Annotated in this window: 28 protein-coding genes, 3 tRNA genes and 1 pseudogene; 6 read left to right on the top strand and 26 right to left on the bottom strand. The window is 60.7% G+C overall.

Going from position 1 to position 22,125, the window contains the following annotated elements; translation table 11 throughout:
* Positions 1–5 precede the first annotated feature (5 nt).
* The 19 genes and pseudogenes from BSP239C_RS18925 to BSP239C_RS18840 all read right to left on the bottom strand — a co-directional run bounded on the left by BSP239C_RS18925 (position 6) and on the right by BSP239C_RS18840 (position 11,252).
* Positions 6–1,163, bottom strand: a complete 1,158-nt coding sequence (locus tag BSP239C_RS18925) for a type IV secretion system protein (RefSeq protein WP_101574897.1) — start codon at positions 1,161–1,163, stop codon at positions 6–8.
* Positions 1,164–1,192: 29 nt separating this feature from the next.
* Positions 1,193–1,516, bottom strand: a complete 324-nt coding sequence (locus BSP239C_RS18920; protein WP_101574896.1) for a hypothetical protein — start codon at positions 1,514–1,516, stop codon at positions 1,193–1,195.
* A gap of 54 nt (positions 1,517–1,570) precedes the next feature.
* Positions 1,571–2,353 carry a hypothetical protein gene (locus tag BSP239C_RS18915; protein WP_101574895.1) on the bottom strand — a complete coding sequence of 261 codons (783 nt, stop codon included), beginning with the start codon at positions 2,351–2,353 and terminating at the stop codon, positions 1,571–1,573.
* Positions 2,354–2,489: 136 nt separating this feature from the next.
* Positions 2,490–2,669: a hypothetical protein gene (locus BSP239C_RS18910; RefSeq protein ID WP_101574894.1), complete on the bottom strand. Its 180-nt coding sequence runs from the start codon at positions 2,667–2,669 to the stop codon at positions 2,490–2,492.
* 174 nt (positions 2,670–2,843) lie between these two features.
* Positions 2,844–3,119, bottom strand: coding sequence for a hypothetical protein (locus BSP239C_RS20565; RefSeq protein ID WP_219618931.1), 276 nt, complete (start codon positions 3,117–3,119; stop codon positions 2,844–2,846).
* 287 nt (positions 3,120–3,406) lie between these two features.
* Positions 3,407–3,670, bottom strand: coding sequence for a hypothetical protein (locus tag BSP239C_RS18900; RefSeq protein WP_101574892.1), 264 nt, complete (start codon positions 3,668–3,670; stop codon positions 3,407–3,409).
* Between the two features lie 3 nt (positions 3,671–3,673).
* Entirely contained in the window at positions 3,674–4,549 is an 876-nt protein-coding gene (locus BSP239C_RS18895; RefSeq protein ID WP_101574891.1) for a hypothetical protein, read from the bottom strand.
* A complete protein-coding gene (locus BSP239C_RS18890) occupies positions 4,549–4,887 on the bottom strand; it encodes a hypothetical protein (protein WP_101574890.1) in 339 nt (112 codons plus the stop codon). The genes BSP239C_RS18895 and BSP239C_RS18890 overlap by 1 nt, the downstream gene beginning before the upstream one ends.
* Positions 4,884–5,747, bottom strand: coding sequence for a sigma factor (locus tag BSP239C_RS18885; protein ID WP_101574889.1), 864 nt, complete (start codon positions 5,745–5,747; stop codon positions 4,884–4,886). The genes BSP239C_RS18890 and BSP239C_RS18885 overlap by 4 nt, the downstream gene beginning before the upstream one ends.
* A gap of 23 nt (positions 5,748–5,770) precedes the next feature.
* Complete coding sequence (locus BSP239C_RS18880) at positions 5,771–6,367, bottom strand: hypothetical protein (protein ID WP_145997499.1); 597 nt, start codon at positions 6,365–6,367, stop codon at positions 5,771–5,773.
* A 411-nt stretch (positions 6,368–6,778) separates the two neighbouring features.
* Positions 6,779–6,982 (bottom strand): annotated as a pseudogene (locus BSP239C_RS21450) (helix-turn-helix domain-containing protein); the annotation flags it as partial.
* A 161-nt stretch (positions 6,983–7,143) separates the two neighbouring features.
* Positions 7,144–7,356 (bottom strand): hypothetical protein, encoded by a 213-nt coding sequence (locus BSP239C_RS18875; RefSeq protein WP_101574887.1) that lies wholly within the window; start codon positions 7,354–7,356, stop codon positions 7,144–7,146.
* A 6-nt stretch (positions 7,357–7,362) separates the two neighbouring features.
* On the bottom strand, positions 7,363–7,587 hold the full coding sequence (locus tag BSP239C_RS18870; RefSeq protein ID WP_101574886.1) for a hypothetical protein: 225 nt from the start codon (positions 7,585–7,587) through the stop codon (positions 7,363–7,365).
* Positions 7,580–8,041: a hypothetical protein gene (locus BSP239C_RS18865; RefSeq protein WP_101574885.1), complete on the bottom strand. Its 462-nt coding sequence runs from the start codon at positions 8,039–8,041 to the stop codon at positions 7,580–7,582. The genes BSP239C_RS18870 and BSP239C_RS18865 overlap by 8 nt, the downstream gene beginning before the upstream one ends.
* Positions 8,041–9,120, bottom strand: a complete 1,080-nt coding sequence (locus tag BSP239C_RS18860; protein WP_101574884.1) for a DUF2637 domain-containing protein — start codon at positions 9,118–9,120, stop codon at positions 8,041–8,043. The genes BSP239C_RS18865 and BSP239C_RS18860 overlap by 1 nt, the downstream gene beginning before the upstream one ends.
* 11 nt (positions 9,121–9,131) lie before the next feature.
* Positions 9,132–9,413 carry a hypothetical protein gene (locus BSP239C_RS18855; RefSeq protein WP_101574883.1) on the bottom strand — a complete coding sequence of 94 codons (282 nt, stop codon included), beginning with the start codon at positions 9,411–9,413 and terminating at the stop codon, positions 9,132–9,134.
* An 11-nt stretch (positions 9,414–9,424) separates the two neighbouring features.
* Positions 9,425–10,144 (bottom strand): hypothetical protein, encoded by a 720-nt coding sequence (locus tag BSP239C_RS18850; RefSeq protein ID WP_101574882.1) that lies wholly within the window; start codon positions 10,142–10,144, stop codon positions 9,425–9,427.
* On the bottom strand, positions 10,141–10,995 hold the full coding sequence (locus tag BSP239C_RS18845) for a hypothetical protein (RefSeq protein WP_101574881.1): 855 nt from the start codon (positions 10,993–10,995) through the stop codon (positions 10,141–10,143). Before BSP239C_RS18845 ends, BSP239C_RS18850 begins: the two co-directional genes overlap by 4 nt.
* Positions 10,995–11,252: a helix-turn-helix domain-containing protein gene (locus BSP239C_RS18840; RefSeq protein ID WP_101574880.1), complete on the bottom strand. Its 258-nt coding sequence runs from the start codon at positions 11,250–11,252 to the stop codon at positions 10,995–10,997. Before BSP239C_RS18840 ends, BSP239C_RS18845 begins: the two co-directional genes overlap by 1 nt.
* 113 nt (positions 11,253–11,365) lie before the next feature.
* On the opposite strand from BSP239C_RS18840, the gene BSP239C_RS21445 reads away from it, so the two are divergent.
* A complete protein-coding gene (locus tag BSP239C_RS21445; protein ID WP_101574915.1) occupies positions 11,366–11,686 on the top strand; it encodes a helix-turn-helix transcriptional regulator in 321 nt (106 codons plus the stop codon).
* Here the strand turns inward: BSP239C_RS21445 and BSP239C_RS18830 are convergent.
* From BSP239C_RS18830 to BSP239C_RS18820, 3 genes are all read right to left on the bottom strand, one after another.
* Positions 11,646–11,719 (bottom strand) — tRNA-Met (locus BSP239C_RS18830). The two genes, BSP239C_RS21445 and BSP239C_RS18830, sit on opposite strands and share 41 nt — an antisense overlap.
* Before the next feature lie 26 nt (positions 11,720–11,745).
* A tRNA-Thr gene (locus tag BSP239C_RS18825) sits at positions 11,746–11,818 on the bottom strand.
* Between the two features lie 78 nt (positions 11,819–11,896).
* The gene (locus tag BSP239C_RS18820; RefSeq protein ID WP_101574879.1) at positions 11,897–12,697 is read right to left on the bottom strand and encodes a glycerophosphodiester phosphodiesterase family protein; all 801 of its coding nucleotides are present in this window, start codon (positions 12,695–12,697) and stop codon (positions 11,897–11,899) included.
* A 235-nt stretch (positions 12,698–12,932) separates the two neighbouring features.
* Here BSP239C_RS18820 and BSP239C_RS18815 point away from each other — a divergent pair, with 235 nt between their 5' ends.
* Both BSP239C_RS18815 and BSP239C_RS18810 read left to right on the top strand, forming a co-directional pair.
* On the top strand, positions 12,933–14,105 hold the full coding sequence (locus BSP239C_RS18815; protein ID WP_101574878.1) for a hypothetical protein: 1,173 nt from the start codon (positions 12,933–12,935) through the stop codon (positions 14,103–14,105).
* A complete protein-coding gene (locus BSP239C_RS18810) occupies positions 14,102–15,307 on the top strand; it encodes a M20 family metallopeptidase (protein ID WP_101574877.1) in 1,206 nt (401 codons plus the stop codon). The genes BSP239C_RS18815 and BSP239C_RS18810 overlap by 4 nt, the downstream gene beginning before the upstream one ends.
* Here the strand turns inward: BSP239C_RS18810 and BSP239C_RS18805 are convergent.
* Positions 15,304–15,801: a DUF1992 domain-containing protein gene (locus tag BSP239C_RS18805; protein WP_101574876.1), complete on the bottom strand. Its 498-nt coding sequence runs from the start codon at positions 15,799–15,801 to the stop codon at positions 15,304–15,306. The genes BSP239C_RS18810 and BSP239C_RS18805 overlap by 4 nt on opposite strands.
* Positions 15,802–15,920: 119 nt before the next feature.
* A tRNA-Tyr gene (locus tag BSP239C_RS18800) sits at positions 15,921–16,002 on the bottom strand.
* A 145-nt stretch (positions 16,003–16,147) separates the two neighbouring features.
* Here BSP239C_RS18800 and BSP239C_RS20835 point away from each other — a divergent pair.
* The 3 genes from BSP239C_RS20835 (at position 16,148) to metE (ending at position 20,219) form a co-directional block, all read left to right on the top strand.
* A complete protein-coding gene (locus BSP239C_RS20835; RefSeq protein ID WP_180959104.1) occupies positions 16,148–16,639 on the top strand; it encodes a YajQ family cyclic di-GMP-binding protein in 492 nt (163 codons plus the stop codon).
* Positions 16,640–16,848: 209 nt separating this feature from the next.
* Positions 16,849–17,901 carry a methylenetetrahydrofolate reductase gene (locus BSP239C_RS18795; RefSeq protein WP_101574875.1) on the top strand — a complete coding sequence of 351 codons (1,053 nt, stop codon included), beginning with the start codon at positions 16,849–16,851 and terminating at the stop codon, positions 17,899–17,901.
* Entirely contained in the window at positions 17,898–20,219 is a 2,322-nt protein-coding gene (metE, locus tag BSP239C_RS18790; RefSeq protein WP_101574874.1) for a 5-methyltetrahydropteroyltriglutamate--homocysteine S-methyltransferase, read from the top strand. Before BSP239C_RS18795 ends, metE begins: the two co-directional genes overlap by 4 nt.
* Before the next feature lie 51 nt (positions 20,220–20,270).
* On the opposite strand, the gene BSP239C_RS18785 is transcribed toward metE, so the two are convergent.
* Together BSP239C_RS18785 and BSP239C_RS18780 are read right to left on the bottom strand one after the other, a co-directional pair.
* Positions 20,271–20,882: a TetR/AcrR family transcriptional regulator gene (locus BSP239C_RS18785; protein WP_101574914.1), complete on the bottom strand. Its 612-nt coding sequence runs from the start codon at positions 20,880–20,882 to the stop codon at positions 20,271–20,273.
* A gap of 73 nt (positions 20,883–20,955) precedes the next feature.
* Entirely contained in the window at positions 20,956–21,858 is a 903-nt protein-coding gene (locus tag BSP239C_RS18780; protein WP_226830861.1) for a GTP pyrophosphokinase family protein, read from the bottom strand.
* Positions 21,859–22,125 lie beyond the last annotated feature (267 nt).

Below are 22,125 nucleotides of genomic sequence, written 5' to 3'. Positions count from 1 at the left end.
CGTTTTCACCTTCTACCTGTAAAGAGTCGTCGACCAGCCCTGGCCGTTCCGCCAACTGCTTTCCTCACGGTGCTCGCGCTGCTGCGCACCGCCCGCTGACCGCCCCGGCCGATGCCGCCATAGACACGGCGTTGTCCCGCCATGGCGAACCCGCCGGCTGTCTGCTCGAGCATCCGTGCGGAGTCGGGTGTCATGAACGAAATGATGCTGATCATCACGATGGGCATCGCCGCTGAAATGAGCACCAGCACCACACCAGCAGCCATTTGCACCCAATCGGAGCCGATCGAGGCCATGGTGATCCCGAATTTCGTGACTGCCGCCGCAATGGGTTTAGCCATGAGCAACGCGACAACCAAGCTGGCCCACTTCGACGCGATTCCCTTCGCCGCGTCCCATGACATTGAGAACACTCCCACTGGGGTGAACATTGCGAGCACGAGAACGATCACGGTGCGAAACAGCATCATGATCATGAGGATCAAACACGAGATGAGGATGACGCCTGCGACCAGCCACGGCAGGATTGATTGCCCCACTTGGTCGGTCCCGTTGGCCATGGCCCAGATTTCGAAGCCTGCATCGACTTGGACTCCCCCGGCATTGTTGTTCGCCGAGGGGTCCCACCACAGGCCGAACAGACGCAGGATGCCACCAACTCCGACATCGTCTCCGCTTGTGTCACCTACCCCGACTTCGAGGATCCATTTGGTGAGCTGGTCTGTGCCGATCAGTCCCAAGTAGACGAGACCGGCACAGATATAGGTTGCGGGCACCGCGAGTACTGCTGAGGCGAATGCGCGGATCATGCCTGCTGTCGATGCGCGGTAGATCGACATGAAGATCTGGATTGAGAGGAAGATGATGAGCAACGGCACCATCGCGATGACCATGACGTTGAGCATTCCGGGATATTCCACGGTGTGCTGGTACACGCCACCCTGGTAGACCTCGATTTTGCCGCCAATGACAGCCAACCACCAGTTCGATCCACCTCCATCGGCGGTGAACGAACCGACTCCGAACGCGCCCTTGAGGAATTCCCAGGATGCGATCGCGAATCCGTCAATGGATTGCTGGATCAAGGCCTGGATGGACTCGCCCCAGTCCTTCCACGGACCATCGAGGATTCCTCCCCAGTCCTTGTCCTTAGCTAGATACATCGTCGCCTCTCATCGGTACTGCTGGCCGGTCAGAACAGGGGGATTCCGGAGAAGTACATGACCGCGCCACCGATTGAGCCGATGATTGCTGCAGCGACGGCTCCGATGAGCAGACCCTGCAGGCCCATGGTCTGTCCGGCACCGGCACCGAAGATCTTCGAAGCCACCCACACGACAGCAGCGATGACCATGAAGATCACGAGGCAAGCGATGACGGTACCGATGATCTGTCCACCGAGAGTGCGGAAGAATCCCATCCAGGGAGCATCGAATCGAGGTTTGATTCCAGGGTCGTAGCCCTTGGCGAGCACGTCGAGACTCGTGTTGATGATTTCAGCGTGTACAACGTTCATTTCTCTTGGTTCCTTTCAGGATTTCCCCGACCTCGTGTCGGGAAAGAGGGGGTGTTATTTCACGGGGATCGTGAACATGCGGTATCCGTACTGCTGGGCGACGTTCCATCCCCAGTCGTCGGGGTCTTTGCCCTTTCTGTGGACTTCCCAGAAGATGACTTCGACGGGGGCACCCTTCGCGGCGTGGAAGTTCGTGTTATCGCAGTTGCCCTTCTTTCCGTCGGGCTGCCACTGGATGCGTGAGTACATTGGGGAGTGTTTGGCTTCATAGTCGGACCGGTTCTTCTTCCAGTCCTCCTCGTTGGGCATGTCACCGGCGCGGCCGAGTTTCGACCATTTGATGTCTTTCGTCTTCACCGAGTCGGCGTCCCATTTGTCGGCCCCGATCTCGCGAATAGCGCGGCCCATCTTCCCGGCCTCAGCCTCGGAGGGCTTGTACTTCAACCCGTCTTCGTCCTTGGCTTTGTCCTTCTTTCCGCCCAGGTGCTTCTCTGACGAGATCGACACTGTCGACGTGCACTTTGAATGCGGTGCCTTGCGATCGACACGGATCGTTTTCTGCTTCGCAGCCTCGGGCAGCAGGCCCTCAGTCTTTGAGTCTGTTGACGACCATTGGATGCCGCCACCAATAGAGCCCAGCAGGAGAGCACCGAGGAAGAACATCACTACTCCGATTTGGCCCTTCTTCACCCACTCCTGCATGGAAAAGGTCTTCCCGGCCAACCACGTCAGCAGCAGGCACACGCCACCCACGACGGCCAGTGCCAGTGCCGACCCTAGGAACCACGCCGCGATCGTGTTCAGCTGCGTCAACGGTGCCGCGATGTCTTTGAGCATCCGAGCCTCCAGAGAGAATTTGTACTGTCGTAGTCGTTTCTCTCTTCGGCTCACACATGTCTGTCAGGGCACGAAAAAGGGTGGGCGCCCTCCCGAAGGAGAGCACCCACCCTTATGGCAGATGATCAGATGTGAACTACCCAGTCAGCCAGGCCAGTGCTCCCGGTAAAAGAAGGAGGAACACAATGATCAGACCGGCTATCGCGACACCGCCAAGTACGACTCCCCCGGTGGCGGCGAGTTGAGCCAATGTCCGCGTCCACGGCACACCCGCGGTTGTCTGTTCATCCCGATTGCGTTGCTCTTTACCGCTCATGACCTGCTCCGGTCGGTACGTTGTCCGGCCTCGCTGCAGCCACCGGCCACACTCAACCCATTCAGCGGATCCAACCGCTTCCCGCCTGTTGGATGCAGGTCGATGACTGTCCCTCGGAGCCGTTGAACCACACTCGTCAGGTCCTCACCAGTCACATTCGTTGTGATGTGTTCGCTATTTCGCATGGTCTTCCTCCAATTCCAGATCGAGTCGTGCGGTCTCGATCGCGACGATCAGGTCTTCCCGAGCGCGCTCGAGCTGGTCCTCATGACTGCGACACAGTGCGGTCCGTCCCTCGCCTCTTGGCATGGACAGTGCGGCGCTGTTGAGGACCGGCCCACCATTTCTCAGGCTGGTGATGCTCCGCTCCAGCCACTGCACCCGAGCACCTGCATCCGCCGCCTGGACGAGCACCGAGACAGGCAGATCCTGCCACTCCTGTGGAACCACCCACCGCCTTTTCACGAGCCTCCTCAAACCTCGAATGCTGCGATAGATCATCAAAACCCAACCAGCGAACGCGATAGCAACCACCAACTTGGCAACCCACGGCAGGTCGGAACTCCAGCCTGGCCACACGGCGAGACAGGTGACTCCGACAACTGCGATCACCAGTCTCACAATCATCGTCCTCGACGGGTAGCGGCAGTATTGGACGACGTCGACAGATTCCAAACGTTCCTCACCCCAACCACCACTGACAGTCCGTCGGGTCCAGTGTTTCCGCACTTTCCACATCACTGACGCTCCTCTGCCGAACGGGCGAACGAAAGGAAGTCCGCCAGCACCTCTTCTGAATAGGCTTCGTGGACGGAATTGTGTCCCGCCGTATCAAACGCCGCATACACGCGCGCCTCGGGATCTCCAACCGTCTTAATCAACAGGTGAAACCGGTCATCCATCAACGTTGTCACCGACTCAATTACCCGACTGTTGATAAGAGTTTCTCGCAGCTGAATAGAGATCTTTCCACCGATCACGTATTCCTGGACCAGTGTCATGGTTCACTTCCTCCCGTTGCGGTGTTCGGCGTTCCATCTCGCTGCCGCGAGTTTTGCCTCGACCAGATCAGCTTCATGGTGGGTCTCACCACCGAGGTGATCCAGTTTCCACCGGGTACTCATCCACCGAGCGAATGCCGTGCTCGTTTCCGCCTCGATCGCTTTCCGCTCGTCCTGCAATCGCCGCAGCTCGTCATCCTTGGCAACGTCATCGTTCGAGATTCCAGCCAACAGCTGCCTGACGTTCACCAGTTCTCGATACAACCGATGGCACTCCGAGGCATACAACATCGCTTCCTCAACCAGCGGAACCAAATCAGCCTGTTCCTGGTCAGTGGACAATCCGCAACGCGAGAGACGGTCCATTCCGGATTCGACCTCGGCGATGAGGTCCGCCACAGTTCCCACGTCATCATCAGAAATCAACGATGCCGTGCACCCTTCGGCAATCAGGGTGTCGTACTTCGCCCAACCGGCGGCTTCTCTCCTGGCTAACCACGACTCGAGCAGGTACAAGCCAGCACCGACCGCGACGCTGATCCCCGTGTTGGCCATTCCGGCCCAAATGCCGTCCCAGACTCCCTCACCCGCCAAAATCGAGAACGGGCCGAACAACGTCAGACCGGTGAACACCATCCCTGGGATCAGCCAGAACAGTGGGATGTGCAGATTAGTCGAGAGAACGTACGGAGTCCACGTCAGTTCCCGCGCCGTTGACAATACATTCTTTGGCGGGCGTTGACCGAGTGCCTCAAGGTTGGTTTCATACACCGGCGCCAGGGCGGTGACTCGTCTTCGATCTGGCGTGTAGTAGGTGACTTCCCTGATGACGTGGGACGCATATTTCAGTACCCGTCTGCGTGCTTGCATCGTGCTCATCACAGCGTCCACAACAACCACAGCAAGAACACCCACACGCCCATCGCGACGACCGCACACCCTGCCAGCAACAGCCGACCGACGGGTCCGTGGAAGATCCGCGGCAGATGCTCGGGTGCATCATCATCTTCGCTCGGGACCACGTTCTCCAAGTAGTAGCTCCACCACTTCCTCACCCGTGCCCGGTTTCGGTCGCGTATCAACCGCCACCGACCAAACAGACCCTTATACCTGTCTGCGTCGGTCGACGGTTTCTGTCCTGTCCTGGTGGTCTCAGCCGCCTCGTCGAGATCCATGTTGAGGCTTCCAGCCTGCTTCTTATCGTTCTTGCCACTCATCGTCCTCGCCCTTTCGAATCCTTGGCGCTAAGAACACCCAACGCCACCTGCAGGAGGGTCTTCGTCGTCGCTACGTACTGGCGCACCGTGTTCCTCTCCCACCCCGTCACTTTCACCACATGCTCAACCGGCACCTGACCAATCGGCCCCTTCCACGAACTCATCGCCTGTGCGGTCTCTCTCGTCCACGACCCCGACTCGTCAGCACCGGGCAGGCACTCGATGAGGTCAGTGATCCTTATTCCCCGGCCAGCGACACTCTGTTTGTGCGCGATCGCGGATCTGATCACTTGGCAGTGAAGCTCGAACAACCGTTTGCAGTCCCGGACGCGCTGCTCACTGAGTCCGAACGCTGCCGAGGCTGTCTTCACGTCGGATTCGAACTTCAGATGGGTGAGGAACCCGACCATGAATGCCTGTGTCTCCATCACTGAAGCTGCTGCAGCGATCACGGGACGAAGCCACGTCATCGTCGCCAAATGCTCCGCAACAATGACGGCAATGTCCGTGCCCCAAGACCGCGGATCCGAAGCGGCGATCCGGTCAAGGACCTCTTCAACGGCGACTGGAGCGTCCTTGCCACCTGAGACAAGCTCGCCGGGATTCCGTCGGGTCTCAGCATCGATGAGGTCGGCCATACGGTTACGGGCAATGCCCGTAATCCATGCTTCCAATTGCCCCAGCTCGGGATTGAACCCGGCCCGGGCTTTCCACGCTGAGACGATGACCTCACCAGCCACGTCCTCCGCCCACCGGGACAACCCGATCGCAGACATCCTTGGCCGGATGGTGCGCCTGGCTACAGTCTCGACTGCGGTCAATAGCTGTCGTTCTGAGAATGGTTCTTCGTGCTCTTGCATGGTTCACCGTCCTTCCTTCCCCATCAACCGACGTTCCGGTCGACTGACCGGCCAGTCCGGTCACGTGATCGGACACTCGGGCCGGTCATGTCCACGACTGTGACCGTCTGATCCCGGTCAATCAGTGACCGGACATCGGCGTCCAAAGCCTCGTACGTTGCCCGATCAAGCTGCTTGGGGAAGTCGAGCTGCTTACGGCAACCAGGGCATGTCCGGGCATTCCACCCAGAGTCCGCGTGGTGCTTGATTGGGCACTTGCGGTCACTGGTCACGTTGTGACCGGTTGACCGGCCACGGATGGCCCGGTCACCGAAATGGTCAATGACCGCGGCCTCCCACTCGTGACCGTCGTTGGCCAGGCTCCTGCGGACAAACGCATCCGGGGACCCGACCGTCCGGGCTGACCGACCCGTGATCTGCTCGGCCAGCCACACAGCCCGGTCACGGTCAAGGCTGACCGACCACTGACCGGACACGACCGCGACCAGCTTGTCCAGATCGACCGGGCCCCGAGCATTTGGCACATCGTGTGTCCCGAACCGAGGTTGCTGCGGCCCCGAATCCTGATCTCCGAATTCGATCGTCGTCGTCTCGTCTGCCTCGGCTCCTGCCGATGGCACGCTGTCGTCTGTAGTTGCGCTGGAACTCATAGACGACGATGACGGTTCAATGATGGTTAGAGACGCACCCGCGTTAGTCTCCGCGCGCGGGACCTGACTCTGTGTCGGGTGGTACCTGACTGTGTGTCGGTTAGGGTCACCTATCTTGGGGTACCCGACTGTGTGTCGTGTCTTGATTTCTCGGGCTTGAGAGGGGGTACCTGACTGTGTGTCGTGTCTTGAGTTTTCAAGACCCGACTGTGTGTCACCTCTTGAATATTCAAGCCCTGACTCTGTGTCACCTCTTGAATATTCGGGGAGTGCCTCAGTGCGCACAATTGGTTTATTAACCGCGTCCGGGTGGAATCTGTACGTGTTTCCAGTCTTCGCCCCGCTCTTCTTGTAGCGAGCTTCAACGCTGATCAACCCGAGATCACGGAACCGTTTCACAGCACGGAGAACAGCGCGTTCGCTATATCCTGAGTCGTGGGCCAGGGTCTTCTGGAATGGCCATGACGACCAAAGTCCTGTCTCTTCATCAAATGAAGCGTTGTCAGCCAACAGCATCAGAATGAGCCGTTCTGGACCAGAGAGTTCGAACTGGTCGAACACTTGCCGCCTGGCCCACGTGATCATTTCATTCGCCATGGTTCACCCCCTTTGCCTTTGGTTATCATCAGATTCGTCATCACGGTCGTGACTCTTTGCCCCTCTGGTCTCGCCAGGTATCTGGTCGAGAAGATCCAGCTGACCCGGCACTTCGACCGATTCCTCGTTCCTCATCAACGGCATGGTCATCACTCCCTGATCCGTCCTTCGGGACCGTGGAAATCGACGTCGATGTCAACGATCGAGGAGCCCCACGAGTACACGACGGCGACCCAGTGCCACCACCACCGCACGTCCAACCAGTGCAAGTACCACGGCCCCGAATAGGACAGCTCACCGAGCGTTCCCAGCGTCATCAGGACCGCCAGCCCAGCGACGAGAATGAATCCACCGATTTTCATGATCGATCACCACTTACCGATGTCAGTAGGAGAGAACTGCTTCTTGATGGGTTGGCGAAACACGAGTGGTTCGGGATCACGCAGAGCCTCTCCACCGCCAGTCGTCATGCCAGTGTTCGCTCCGCAGGTGCACCTCAAGGCACGGTCCCTCGGGGTCGAGAGCAGATAGAAGCCAATGCACGGCCACTCATGACCGGTCGATGACACCGGGTTCGTGGAGTGATCAGTCATGACTGTTCCCCTCCTTCTCAACCTGGGCAGTTTCATCCTCGCTTTTGGCCCTCAGACCAGTGCTCATGAGGCGAAACAGCAGAGTGCCGAACACAACCGCTACGGCAAACGGCAGACCGACTATCCCGACTAATACCAACAGCAGAAATGCCAAGCCGGCGAGCAAGATGACCAACGAATCGACCACAGGGCCGATACCGTCCACGTCTGACAGCACCCAGAGCGTGCAGAATGAGACGAGGATGCCGATAAGAGTCAGAAGCCGTTTCGTGGAAACTTTGCCTGCGCCGGATCGTGCGCTCATGGTTTGGACCCCCCAGATGATGAAGGCCACTCCGGTCAATCCAACCAAGCATGCCGGAGCCATGGTGTGGGCATTCTCAATCGTTTGAGTCGTGGTCGGCCAGTCGGAGTCGAACCACCGTTCCACCGGAAACTCGATCATCGTCAGCATTACTGCCCTCCTGTGAAGATCTGTGGGTGTGAGTCCCTGAGAGCGGCTAGACGGCGGCGTCCGGTCTTGTCGCTAAATCCGAACTGGGCTGCAAGATCCGCACCCGACGTGTCCTCACCCTGTGCTGTGCGACCCGAGATGAAGTCGACGAGGGCGTCCATGTCCGCGGGCGCGGTCTTTGGCTTCCCGCCGCCTGGTGCCGGTGGTGTCTTCTCCGATGTTTCCGGGTCCGGAACGCTCGCCAACCACGGTGTGCGAGGGAGTGCGAACTGTTCTCCGTCTTCGGCCGCTTGCGCTGCCTTTGTGGCCAGTGCGTCTCTTTGCGCCCGAACGACCTCGAGATTGGTAGCGTGCTGCTCGCGTGCCAGCTCGGCCTCCTGCCTGGCAGCCTCACGTTCGGCTTCGACCTCGAGCTGCTTGCGTTCACGCTCGGCCTGCTCGGCCAACCATTCCGCCTCGGCCTGCTTTTCACGACGGCGCGAGATCGGATCCTCGACGGCGACTCGAGACAGTTGCTCGGTGGCGGCAAATACTGCGAATGGCACCATTCCGGCGATCACAGCTCCGATGAGTCCCTGCCACGAGCCTTCCGTCGCATCCCCGTAGGTCAGGGCATGCGCGACATTGGCGATCACGGACAGGCCGGTGAACGCAGCCAGCAACACCCAGGACTGCCAGGTCTTCTCCCCGCGTGTTTTGTGGATGAGGATGGATCCGGCGTAGACGAGGATCGCGGTGTCGATGAAGGCTGGAACGGCCCAGTGCATCCATTCGGGCAGGCCCAGCCAGGACGCGACTTCCATGAGCGCGACGAAGCTGATTGCGAAGGCCACGAGACCGGCGAAGGCGACACCAACCGTGATGAGGCGAACGAACCGGTGGTCATCCGGGTTGATCCGAGACTTCGGTCCAGTATTGACAGCAGTAGTCGACTCGCTCGGTGTACCCTGGTCGTGCCTAAGAATTCTGCTAAATGCTCTTGCATGGTTCTCTGGCTGGGCGGCCTCATCCTTCACGGGTGAGGTCGCTCTTTCTTCGTTGGAGTTGGTGTGTGCCAGTGCTGTGTTGTCTGTAGTCATGGTTGCCTCTCTCACTGGTCGACCGGGCCGATCCAGTCACATGAAACTCCGCCTTGCCCGTTGTCGCCGTCGTAGACGACGCACGTGATGGTGCGTCCGTCCTCGAGGACAATGGGTTCTTCGTGCAGTCCTTGCCCGTCGCCGCGTTCATCAACGACGGAGGGGTCATTCGTTTCGTTCGATCCTTCGTCTGGAGCTTCCTCGACCTTCGTTGGCTGGCACCCAGCCAATGTGGCGGTAAGGATCACTGTTGCCAGGAGGACTACCGGCTTCTTCACGGATGTGGTCTTCATGGGACTTCCAATCACTTGGTCTTCGTGGTTGTGATCTGTTTCATCACAAACGGTTCGATTTCGGGGATCTTCACGACTTGGTCACCGACGACGGGTTTGAGTGCTTTGAACAGTGCGCGCATCGTCCGGTCCCGGTCATCGTCTGTGGTGTCGGGACGGCGCAGGATTTCGACGAGGTGCGCGGCATCGTCCATCACTCGTTTCAGCACTGGGTCCAGGGACGGTCCGCGGCCGAGAATCGTGGCTTGGTGCTCGCCATCACGCAGAGCCTTGTCGAACGCGTCTACAGCTGCGCGGTAGCTTTGGAGGCGACTCATGCTGTGAGGCTGGCCCTCCCATGCGTCGCGTGCGCAATTCGCGGCTTCGGCGGTATCGAGGATCCGCATAGCGAATTTCTCGTGAGCAACGTCGTGGATTGCGGGGTACTCGATAAGTAGGTCGAGGTCCGTATGCCACTGATCCCACCGTGTTTGCGCTGCGTCATGCCGAGTCACTGCGACCGCAGCCTCATCCCATACATTGCTCGCCGTGATGTCGTCGTTGGTCTGGCTTCGCGCATGCACTCTGGTGACGGGATCTCCCAGCACCATCTTCGCCATTACGAAGATCATTCCTGCGGCCACACTGAGGACGATGATCGCTGGAACGCCGATCATCAGGAATGACTGGACCTGCTCGTGGATCCACGTTTCGATAGAGATCGGATCCTCGACGGCGGCGAAGAACATCATGACCGGCTCCGGGTGATGACTTGGAGGTTCGTCATGGTCTTCTTGATCGATCCGACGGTGTCCGAGTGCGTCAGTGCGGCCTGGAACGTGGGTGCTGGTTGTGTCGCCATTGCCGAAAGTAGATCGGAGAGAACGCCCAGGGCATCGGCAACGTCGCGACCGAGATCTTCGACTTTGTCGCCCTCGAGCGTCGCGAGGTCGGAGACTCCGCCGCTGAACGCGACCTCAAGCAGTTTCGACTGCTTCTTCACCATCGGTAGCGGTGCCGACGCACCATAGTGGAGTTCACGGATCGCACGGACCACGTGCTCACGTCCCGGAGTATTACTCGACTCGTTGAGATCCACGGAAGCTGGCTCCAGGCCGGATCCGAAAACGAGGTCGTAATCGTCGGACTCATCTTCCTCGATGACCTCAGCATCAACGATGCTTTCAGGCTCGGGAGCCGCTGGTGCTGATTTCGGCATCGAAGCAGGACGGGACTTCCCATCGAGACCAATAACCCGACTACCGTCGTCAACTGTCTCATTTGCGACAGTTGCAGAAATCAGCCGACGGGCCACGGTGTCTTTCGACATGTCAGTCGCAGCCGCGATCCCGCGTGTGCTCATTCCTGCTGCTCTGAGTTCGCCGAGGACCTGATCTTCTAGCTCTTTGGGAGGACGCAACGAAATGTCGTGAAACTCGGTGTCTAGGTACTCCTGCCAGGATGCGTATCCAAAGGCAAGCCAAATCCTGCCCTTCCACGCCGCGGAGATCTTCGTCTGCAACGATCCATAGTCAGCCTTGAGCTCCTCAGTGAACTCGCGCGCCTCGGCCGCAGTAAATGTGCTAACAAGTTCGGTACTCATCACGCCTCCACCGCTTTCGCTTCTCCGTTAGGAGCAAACGGGTCGTCCTCGGTGCCGTTGAGCAGCGTTGCAAGGGGGATCTCCCAGACTTGAGCAAGTCTGAGCAATTCTCCGAGCTTCCAATCCACTGCTCCGTGAAGTCTCCGCGACACGTTGTTCTGCGAAATCTTCAAGATCTCGGCTACATCCATCTGGCGCAGTTCTCTGCGCCCCATCTCCGCCATAACGTTGGCTCTCACCTGCTTCGAATACCTCATGCACCCACCGTATACGTTGAACGTATACGGTGGCAAGCACCCGACACTCGATTTCGTTATTTTTTATACGCTCAGCGGTTTACCAATGCCCTCGGCGCGGATACGATAGGACTATGACAGCGAACATGGAGGAAACCATCACTGAGAACCAGCGCGTAGGGCTGGAGGTTCGAGCTTGGATGGTGAGGAAGCAGCTAAAGCAGGCAGATCTTGCACAGATTCTTGGTTTTGCGCAGAAGAACGTTTCCAACCGACTTCGAGGCCAAATGCCATTCCGAATCGATGAACTCATGACAATCGCCAGCTACATGGACATCACGCTTGGGCAATTGCTGGGAGAAGAGATCGTGAATGAAAAGAACCCCCACCCAATGGATGGAGGTTCTTCGACGGTAGCGGGAGGGAGGCTCGATCTCCCGACCTCACGATTATGAGTCGTGCGCTCTAACCAGCTGAGCTACCCCGCCCCAGCACCGCATTTAAGCGGCACGAGAGCCCCGAAAGGGATTCGAACCCTTGACCTTCTCCTTACCATGGAGATGCTCTACCGACTGAGCTATCGGGGCAACAGGTAAGAATTTACACGGCTTCGCGCAACGAGGGCAAATCGGCGATCAGTGACGTCACTCACAGATCGCAGAACCTCACTTCACCGGGTCGAATCTGCCCGCCAGGAACCCCTGCAGACGGCCGGGTTGATTTGTGATGATGCCATCGACCTCGGCATCGAGGAGCTCGCGCCATTCGTTCATGGAATCTGCCGTCCAGACGAATACGCCCAGGTCATTGTCGCGAATCTCGGTGACGACGGACCTGCGCATCGAGAATCCCTTGTACGAGGGGTTGATTGCAACAGCCCCCAGCGCCCGTGCGATCTCGATGTCCTCGGGCCGCGGGACCATGCGCAGTAAGAACCGCGAGACCATCGGCAGCATGTCTCGGCAGGCTGCGAGGGTCTCAGTGTTGAACGACTGCACGACCATCCGATCGGCGGTGCCGGTCTCGACGACGAGCTCGGAGATCTGCGCGACCGCACCGGAGGACCACTCCCCCTTGAGCTCAAGCAGGAGTTCGCCGCCTCGGTGCTGAATATCTCGCATCACGGCCGCCAGCGTCGGAATCCGGACGCCGGTGAATCCGGGACCCATCCAGGAGCCTGCGTCGACGAAGGAGAGTTCCTCCGCCGTCAGATTCGCGACCGGACCTTTCCTGTTAGTGGTCCGGTCAAGGTCCGGGTCATGGAGGATGACTGGGACTCCATCGGCGCTCGTCGAGGTGTCGACTTCGATGAAGTCCACGTCGAGGGCTCGTGCCGCATCCACAGCGGCGAGGCTGTTCTCCGGGGCCACCCCGGAATATCCACGGTGTGCGATCACCAAGGGCCGCTTCGAGGAACCGGGGCGTTCGGTGATCCCACGTTCGTGCAGGAACTGCAGAAAACTCATACGCCCAGACTATGCCCTGCCCTGGCCCTCGTCTCAATCCGAATGCATTCCAGTTCCGCACCAGAGACACGGTGACGCGGCCCTGAAGTGTCTTCAATATCTTGAATGCTGAGAAGGGCCTGGGCGCAAAGTCGGAACAGGCAATAACGTACTCACTGTGAGTTACTTCATATCTTCACTGTCGTAGATATGAGAAGCACCCCACACACCACCCACCACCTTTGAAAGGATCGCAATGGAAGGCATCTACGCTGCCGCGATCGTGCTCGGCTTCATCGCCATCGGCGAATTGGTCTCGATCTGGTCCAAGGCCCGCGTCCCCAGTCTCCTCGTGGCGATGTTGGGCATCTTCATCTTCGCCAAGATCGGCATCGTCCCCGACACCGTCGTCGACGATTCGATGCTCGTCCAGGTCTACTCCATTCTCGTGGCACCACTGCTCTTCCACATGGGTACGCTCATTCCCCTGCGTGTGATGCTCAAACAGTGGCGTTCGGTCATCATCGCCGTCTCCGGCATGCTCGTGGCCGTACTGCTCATCTTCTTCATCATCGCGCCCATCTTCGGGTTCGAGACCTTCGTCGCCGGTTCAGGCCCGCTGGCCGGCGGCATCGTCGCCACCAGCCTCACGACGGAGGGCCTGACAGCTCACGGGGCCGCCTCGGCGATCATCGTCCTTCCGGCTCTCGTCCTCATGCTGCAGTCTTTGCCGTCGATGCCGCTGACGAACTTCCTGCTTCGTCGCTACGCCAAGAACCTGCGCGACAGCGGCGAACTCCACGAACTCGCCGCGGCTCACCACGAGGACGAGGCGGACGCCGCCACGAAGAAGAAACTCGTGACCCTGCCGGCATTTCTCGTCGACAACCAGCTGTTCATGCTCTTCCTCATCCTCGTCGGCGGTTCGATCGCGACCCTCCTGGAGGCTCCCACACACATCCCGTCATCGATCATCGCGCTCATCCTCGGCATCGCCGCCACTGCAGCGGGCCTGTCCCCGGACAAGGCGATGGAACGGTCGAACTCCTTCGGCGTGGCCATGTCCGGCGTGATCGCAATCGTCATGGCCCCACTGGTCTCAGCCTCAGTGCAAGACGTCATCAACGCGTTCGTGCCCACCATTTCGATCCTCGTCATCGGCGGCATCGGCATTCTCGTCGGTGGCTTCATCGCTACGAAGCTGCTGAGGTGGAAGTCTTCGCTGGGAATGTCGGTGGCCCTGACCGCCATGTACGGCTTCCCGGCCGACTACCTGCTCACCAACGAGGTCGCACGCTCGATCGCCCGTGACGACGATGAGAAGGAAGCACTCCTCAACGTCATGTTGCCGCCGATGCTCGTCGGCGGCTTCACCTCGGTCAGTGCCGGCTCTGTCGTCATCGCCAGCGTCCTCGTCGGAATGCTGTGACCAGCCTACTGGCCGAGGCGAACACCCTCCTGCCTCGGCTGCAGGAACTCCGACGCAACCTGCACGCCCACCCCGAGGTCGGGCTCAACCTGCCGCAGACGCAGGCCACGGTGCTCGCTGCCTTGGAGGGCCTCGATCTGGAGGTGAGCACGGGTGTTGGGACCACCTCGGTGGTGGCGGTTCTGCGCGGAACCCACCCGGATAGGCCCGCGTATGCTCCCGCCGTCCTGCTGCGCGGGGACATGGACGCACTGCCCGTCGAGGAGATGACCGAGGAGCCGTTCAAGTCGACGAATGGGAACATGCACGCCTGTGGCCATGACCTGCACACCGCGGGACTCGTCGGTGCCGCACTGCTGCTGCATGCCCACCGCGAGGATCTTGCTGGCGATGTCGTCTTCATGTTCCAGCCTGGCGAAGAGGGCCACAACGGCGCCTCCGTGATGATCAACGAGGGCGTTCTCGAGGTTGCGGGGCCCCGGGCGATCGCCGCCTTCGGGGCACATGTTCACATGGGCCCCAAGGGTCTCGTGTCGACGAAGCCCGGAACGCTGCAGGCCGGTTCCAACGTCCTTCACATCACCCTCCACGGACGCGGGGGCCACGGCTCCCAACCGCAGTCGGCCGTGGACCCGGTCCCGGCCCTGGCCGAACTCGTCACCGCACTCCAGAACATGGTCAGCCGGCGGATCAGCACCTTCGACCCGATCGCCTTGTCCGTGACCCAGCTGAAGGCAGGTGAAGCGGTCAACGTCATCCCCGCCTCGGCGAGCCTGGGTGCCACCGTCCGCACCCTGTCCCAGGAAACATTGGACATTGTGCGGGTCCAGTCGAAACAGCTTGCTCGGGGTATCGCGGAGGCTCACGGATGCACCGCCGAGGTGGATTTCCAGGTGCAGTATCCCGTGACCGTCAACGACGCGGCAGAGACAGAATGGACCGTTGACCAGGTCCGCAGCCTGTTGGGCGAGGACCGCTTGGAGGTTTCACCGCATCCGATCATGCCCAGTGAGGACTTCTCGTTCGTTTTGCAGGAGGTTCCGGGCACCTACATGATGCTCGGTGCCAAACGCACCGACGTGCCCGAGGAACTCCAAGGCGACAACCACTCCCCCTTCGTCGTCTTCGACGACAGCGTCCTCGGTGATCAGGCAGCACTGCTGGCCCACCTGGCCCTGGAACGACTGCGCAAGGAACTCTAACTGCGCCTTCTGCGCCACCATCGCCGAGGCGGTTGTTCGGCTGTCGGGGCCCGGTGCGGGTTCTGCGTTTCGTGGCGAGCTTCCCGGCGCTGACGCCAGGCGATGATTTCCTCGTCGACCTTCCGTGGTGGAGTGAACACGGGCGGCCCCTCACGCAGGTCCATGACGGCCTCCCGCACCCGTGCATTGAAGCCGGCGAGATAGTCGCGGACGTCGGCCTCTTTCGAGAACGCATCGAGGGTGTCTTCGAGGACTGCGTTTTCTTTGCGCAGCTGGAAGGCGGCGGGGGCGACACCGCTGAGCTCTTCCCGCTCCATCTTCTGCTTGATCCACCAATCGGGATCCTCGGAGTTGTGGAGACCTGTCAGGGGTTTGCCAAGGCCGGGGAGGTTTTCGAAGTCGCCGCGCCTGATCGCTTTGTCCAGCGCGGACTCGACGATCGCGTTGCGATCCTGAATCGAACCTATGCGGCGGGGAGGCTGTTCTTCGGTCATGGCGAGAAATCCATTCGGCTTTTCCTCCACAGTAGGCAGGTATCTCGGTCCGCGCAATGGGGATGAATGCGAAGAAGCCCTGTGATCAGGTGATGATCACAGGGCTTCCCCTGTCTGCGTGGCAGATGAAGGATTCGAACCTTCGAAGGCAATGCCGGCTGATTTACAGTCAGCTCCCTTTGGCCGCTCGGGCAATCTGCCGCAGTGTGCGCTCGATGAGCACTTGAAAATACTACAAGCCCGCACCCGGAATCACCAACTCAATAGACGCAGATCACAATTATGCGTCTCGACTACACTCGGTGACCAGATACTCGTCCATCCACTCACCACACAAGGAGCATTCATGGCCAGCGAATCCTCATTCGACGTCGTCAGCAAGGTCGATCGGCAGGAAGCCGACAACGCCCTGAACCAGGCGGCCAAAGAGATCAACTCACGCTACGACTTCCGCGGTACCGACGCCTCGATCGCCTGGACCGGAGAAGCCATCCAAATGAGGGCCGTCAGCGAAGACCGGGTCAAGGCGATCCTCGACGTCTTCCAGTCCAAACTGGTCAAGCGCGGCATCTCCCTGAAATCCCTTGACGACGGCGAGCCCTACCCCTCGGGCAAGGAATACCGCATCGATGCCAGTCTCAAGGAGGGCATCGACAAGGACAACGCGAAGAAGATTTCGAAGTACATCCGGGACGAGGGTCCCAAAGGCGTCAAGGCCCAGATCCAGGGTGAGGAGCTGCGCGTGAGCTCGAAGAAGCGCGACGACCTGCAGGAAGTCATCTCCCTGCTCAAGGGCAAGGACCTCGATCTCGACCTGCAGTTCGTCAATTACCGCTGAGCCAACCCTGGCTCAGCACTCAGCCAGGGCAGCGCTCCTCTCCTCCGCGACCCCATCTCCATACCCCAAGCCAGCTTCTCCCCAGTCTTCATGACGCAACAAGTCCCCTTTTGACCGACTCGGTCGTTCTCTGACGCGTTCATGACGGACTGCGACGCCGATCGCGCCTCCCTCGCGCACTGCTCTGAGCTCGGCGGCAGGATGGCGGCATGTCCATCACCTATTCCCCGGCGACATCCACACCAAGGGTCTCGGCTTCGGCCCCGCTGACCCTTGCCGAACCGGCGCCCGCGCCGTCTCACCGCCTGCGCCGCGCTCTGTCCTTCGAGGTCATCCCACCGCGCTCGGCGACGCAGGCGGCGAGAATGCCCGAGCTCCTGCGTTTCCTGGACTCGCTGAACCCCGACTATCTGGCGGTGACCTCCTCGGCGAGGAGCAACTGGCTGCAGGGCACCGCAGACTTCATCGAGCACATCCGCGCCCACACCTCCTTGCGACCCCTCGCACACTTGGCCTGCACCGCCGGCACACAGACCGAACTGCTGGGCTGGATCGATCACCTCCTGGGAGTCGGCGTGCGCGGCTTCCTCGCCATCCGCGGAGACTTCCCCGACGGAGTCAGCGCAGTGCCCACCGATCATCTGCCTCATGCCGATGCTCTCGTGCAACTGCTGCGGCAAATCGAAGGGGACAATGTGGCGTGCCTGGCCGCAGGCCGCTTGGGTATCGGAGTCGCGGCCTACCCTTCGGGGCATTGCGAGTCATCAGGCCCGGACGAAGACCTCAACGTCCTCGCGGCCAAGCAGCGCAACGGTGCTGACTTCGCGATCACCCAGCTCTTCTTCGACCCCTACGCCTATGCAGACCTGTGCAGGCGGGCCGACCACGCCGGCATCACGATCCCGATCATTCCCGGCATCCTGCCCATCACCGATGCCAAACGCCTGCACACGATGGGCCGACTCGCCGGCCTCCCGGTCCCCGAATCGCTCCTGGCCCGCTTCGATCGCGCCCACGACGAGGCGACCGCACGCCGGATCGGCCTTGAAATCACGGCCGAGCACACCTCCGCACTGCTCGAACAGGGCGCTCACGGGCTGCACTTCTACACATTCAACGACCTGCACACGACCGAGGACCTTCTCTCCGCACTCCAGCGTGCGGGAGTCAGTCTCACGTCGTTCCAACCGTCACCACCACCTCGGCGGTGGCCGCCCTCACCGAACCACACACCCACGAAAGAGAAGGACACACAGATATGACCACCGCATTTCCCACGGCCACCATCACCGGCTATCCGCGCATCGGCCCGAAACGCGAGCAGAAGAAGGCCCTCGAAAGCTTCTGGGCGGGACGCATCGACGCCGAAGTATTCGCCCAGTCGGTGCACACACTGCGGCTGAGCACCTACCACCGACTGCGGGATCTGGGCCTGGATGAGGACTATTCGATCCCCGCCTCATACAGCCATTACGACCATGTTCTCGACACCGCGCTGAGCGTCGGACTCATCGCTTCGGAGACGAACGGCACCGACTTCGACCTCGATGAATACTTCGCCCTGGCACGTGGCACGGCGCAACGCTCACCACTGGAGATGACCAAATGGTTCGACACCAACTACCACTATCTGGTGCCCGAGCTCGAGGATTCCACGAGCTTCAAGGCTCACCCTCAGCACCTGCTCTCCCTCGTCTCGGAAGCCCGAGCCGCCGGTCACACCGTCCGGCCCGTCCTCGTCGGGCCCGTGACCCTGCTGGCACTGGCCAAGAGCGCACCCGGCAGCACCACCTCGGCCTTCGAGCGCCTCGACGAACTCACGGCCGTCTACCGTGACGTCATCAGCATCCTCGCCGCGGCCGGGGTCGACTGGGTCCAGCTGGACGAACCGGCTCTCGTCACCGACTTCACCGAGCACACAGATGAGGAGCTCGCCGAGGCGGTCTCGCGCACCTATGCTGCCCTGACCGGGTCGAGCACCCACCCGCAGATCTTCGTCACCGCCCCGTACGGAAGCCTGCGAGCCGGGCTGCCCGCGCTGGCGAATTCGGGCATCGACGCGCTCGGCGTGGATGTCTCAGCAGCCACTCGCGCAATCGATCCGGATTATGTGCGCCGCATCGCCTCCACGGTTCCAGCTTCGGTCGACCTCGTCGCCGGTGTCATCGACGGACGCAACGTCTGGGCCGATGATCTGCGCACGAGTCTGAAAGTATTGGACGATCTGGGTCGTGAGTCGCTCAGCGTTTCCACCTCGACCACGCTGCTCCACGTCCCCCACACCGTGAACGATGAGAAGAACCTGCCGGTCGATGTCGCCTCCTGGCTCTCCTTCGCCGAGGAGAAGGTCACCGAGGTCGACGCGTTGGCCACCGCGCTGGCCAACGGACCCGATGCACGCCCGGAGGCGTTCGCCAGAGCCGATCGCGTGCAGCGGACTCGCACGGAATCATCCCGGGTCCACAACGCCGAGGTGGCGGCGAGAACTGCAGGTGTCGCCGGGGACGCTGGCTACCGCACGGATTTCGAGACCCGCGCTGCGGCGCAGTCCTCCCTCGATGTGCCCCGACTGCCGACAACGACGATCGGCTCGTTCCCGCAGACTGCTGAGGTTCGTCTCGCCCGCGCGGATCACCGTGCTGGGCGCATCGATTCCGAGGAATACACTGCCGCGATGAGAGCCGAGATCGACAGTGTGGTCGGGCTACAGGAGGAGCTGGGCCTGGATGTCATCGTCCACGGCGAACCCGAACGCAATGACATGGTCCAGTATTTCGCAGAGAATCTCGACGGCTTCGCGACCACGGACAACGGATGGGTCCAGTCCTATGGTTCACGGTGCACCCGACCGCCGATCCTCTTCGGTGATGTCTCGCGGCCAGAGGCGATCACCGTCGAATGGTCGACCTATGCCGGCACGAGAACCAGCCGCCCGGTGAAGGGGATGCTCACCGGCCCGGTGACGATCCTCGCCTGGTCCTTCGTCCGCGATGATGTGGCCTTGGCACAGTCGGCCGACCAGATCGCCTTGGCGCTTGCCGATGAGGTCGCCGATCTCGAGGCTGCCGGCATCAGGATCATTCAGGTCGATGAACCTGCGCTGCGAGAACTCCTCCCCCTCCGCGAGGACAGCCGTGCCACTTACCTCGACTGGTCGGTGAGGTCGTTCCGCCTGGTGAATGCGCAGGTCGATGCGGGCACGCAGGTCCATACACATCTGTGCTATTCGGAATTCGGTGAGATCATCGAGGCGATCAATGCGCTCGATGCCGATGTCACGAGCATCGAGGCGGCACGGTCACGCATGGAGGTGCTCAACGACATCGCTGATTTCAACTTCGTCCGCGGCATCGGGCCGGGAATCTACGATATCCACTCACCACGTGTGCCCTCGGTCGCGGAGCTCACTGAACTCATCGAGGCAGCTTTGGCCAACGTGGCCGCCGAACGCCTGTGGATCAATCCTGACTGTGGATTGAAGACTCGCGGCTATCCCGAGGTGAGACAGGCACTGACCAATCTGGTGGCCGCCCGAGACGCGGTGCTGGCCGGTGACCGCGCAGACCACGTGTTGGTCTGAGTCAGCGTGCGGGCCTGAGACGACCTGTTGGATGGGCAGCACAGCACCGGGTCACCGAGAATAGGTCGACCACATGGCCCGCTGTGAAAAGTCAGCGATTCGCAGCAGCTCGTTGCGTTCGACACCGTGGTGCGATTGGGCAGCCAGCCCATGCCAGTTCGCCTGCACGAAGCCGGTGACGACATCTGCGTCGGTTCCGCCCAAGATCTCGCCCTCGTCGATCGCCGTGCCGATGCGAGCACGGAGGAGGCCTTCGTTCTTCTTCAGCATGGTCGAGATGTCCCCGCGCGCATTCTGCGTTGCGGGGACATCGGACATGACTGCGCTGGTGATGAGGCAGCCGGGATGAGAATCGGCTGGCTGAGTGAATTCGAGGACCGAGGACCTCAACAGCCCATCGACGGCCACGCTGATGGACTGCGCCGCCATTGCCTTTTCGTAGATGGCCGTATACCGCTGCGCGTAGACCCCAACGGTCTCGTCGAACAGACCCGCCTTGCTGTCGAATGCCGAGTACAGGCTCGAGGTCGAGATGCCGATCGTCGAGGTCAGATCCCGTGTCGAGGTACCGCTGTAGCCACGACGCCAGAACAGTCGTGCGGCCTCGAGCACGGCCTGGGCCCGGTCGAATTCGGGAGGTCGACCGCGGTTGTTCGCTTCCACCTCTTCATTATAGAGCGTCTGCTCCACAAGTAACTCTGGAGCAGATGCTCCACAAGAGCTCTTGGGCCTGAGCTCAGTCGTCGGCCAGTGCCATCGGGATGTAGTACAGACCCTTCGAGTCCTCTTCGACGGTGACACGCAGGCGGTCATCGACACTGATGAAGTCGTTGACTTTGATGGTGCCCTTGGAGTCGCTGAGCTTGCGGACTGCGAAGGCAGGGATGAGTCCCTGTCGGCCGTCGGTGTCGACAGCCAAAGCGTATTTCGGACCGGTGGCCCTGACCTTGACCTCGATGGTGTCGTCTGCGGCAGAGGGCACCGACGTTTCGAGATCGGGGTTCGTCAATGCAGAGAGCTCGACCGCAAGAGTATCGGCCATGTCATCAACGGTTGCCAGCATGTTCGCCATCGCACGGGCGAACTCACCGTGCAGCTCACTGGGCTTCATCGCCGCGCCGGGTTTGTACATGTCCTCGTGGGTCAACTCGCCCCAGGCGTCTTGGAGCCTGGTCTTGACTTGGATCTCCGCAAAGACCGGCTCCCCCTGATCAGAGGGAATCTGCAAGGTCACGTGACAGGCCCGATAGCCGCTGGGTTTGGGCGGGTCGACGTAGTTCTTCTGCTCGATGAGGACGAAGGGTCCAAGCTGCTGCGGGTCCGTGAGGGAGTCGAACATCATCTTCTGATCACGCGGCGATTTGCACAGCACCTTCACCCCGACGATGTCGCGGATGTGATTCTCCACATCGCGTGGGGAGGATATCTGCAGCGACGGGTCGTCGGCGATCTTTTCGCCGAGCTTGGCCAGGGTGCGAGCCGGATCTTTGATTCGATGGCCGTCGACATCCAGGCGGGAGATATCCTTGTCCTTCAGCAGACCCCTCTGCTGCTGTTTGAGCCAGCGCTTGATCCGCACGGCGGCAGACTCCCAGGCATCGCGTCGCTGCGCATACGCCTGCGAGATTACTTCCCTCATTGCCGAATCCGCGCTCAACGTACCTCCTCTGTCACAGGGCTCATCACTGCTTCCATCAAACCACGAGCGCGCCACCGATACGGTGACGCGCTCGCAGATTTCTGGATCGAGTTACTTAAACTCAGTGCCCGGAGGCGGGCTGGCTGGCGGCTTCGGCCTGCAGATGACTGCGCGCCTCAGCCAACATGCCCTCACGCGTCGCGATCTTCACCCGCTCACGCCCCTCAGCCTCACCCAGAGCCTTCTCCGCCGACTCCACACGGTGAT

The organism is Brevibacterium sp. 239c, assembly GCF_900169365.1.
GTDB lineage: Bacteria > Actinomycetota > Actinomycetes > Actinomycetales > Brevibacteriaceae > Brevibacterium.
Note: the sequence above shows the minus strand (reverse complement) of the source record. Positions and strands in the feature narration are given on the sequence as shown.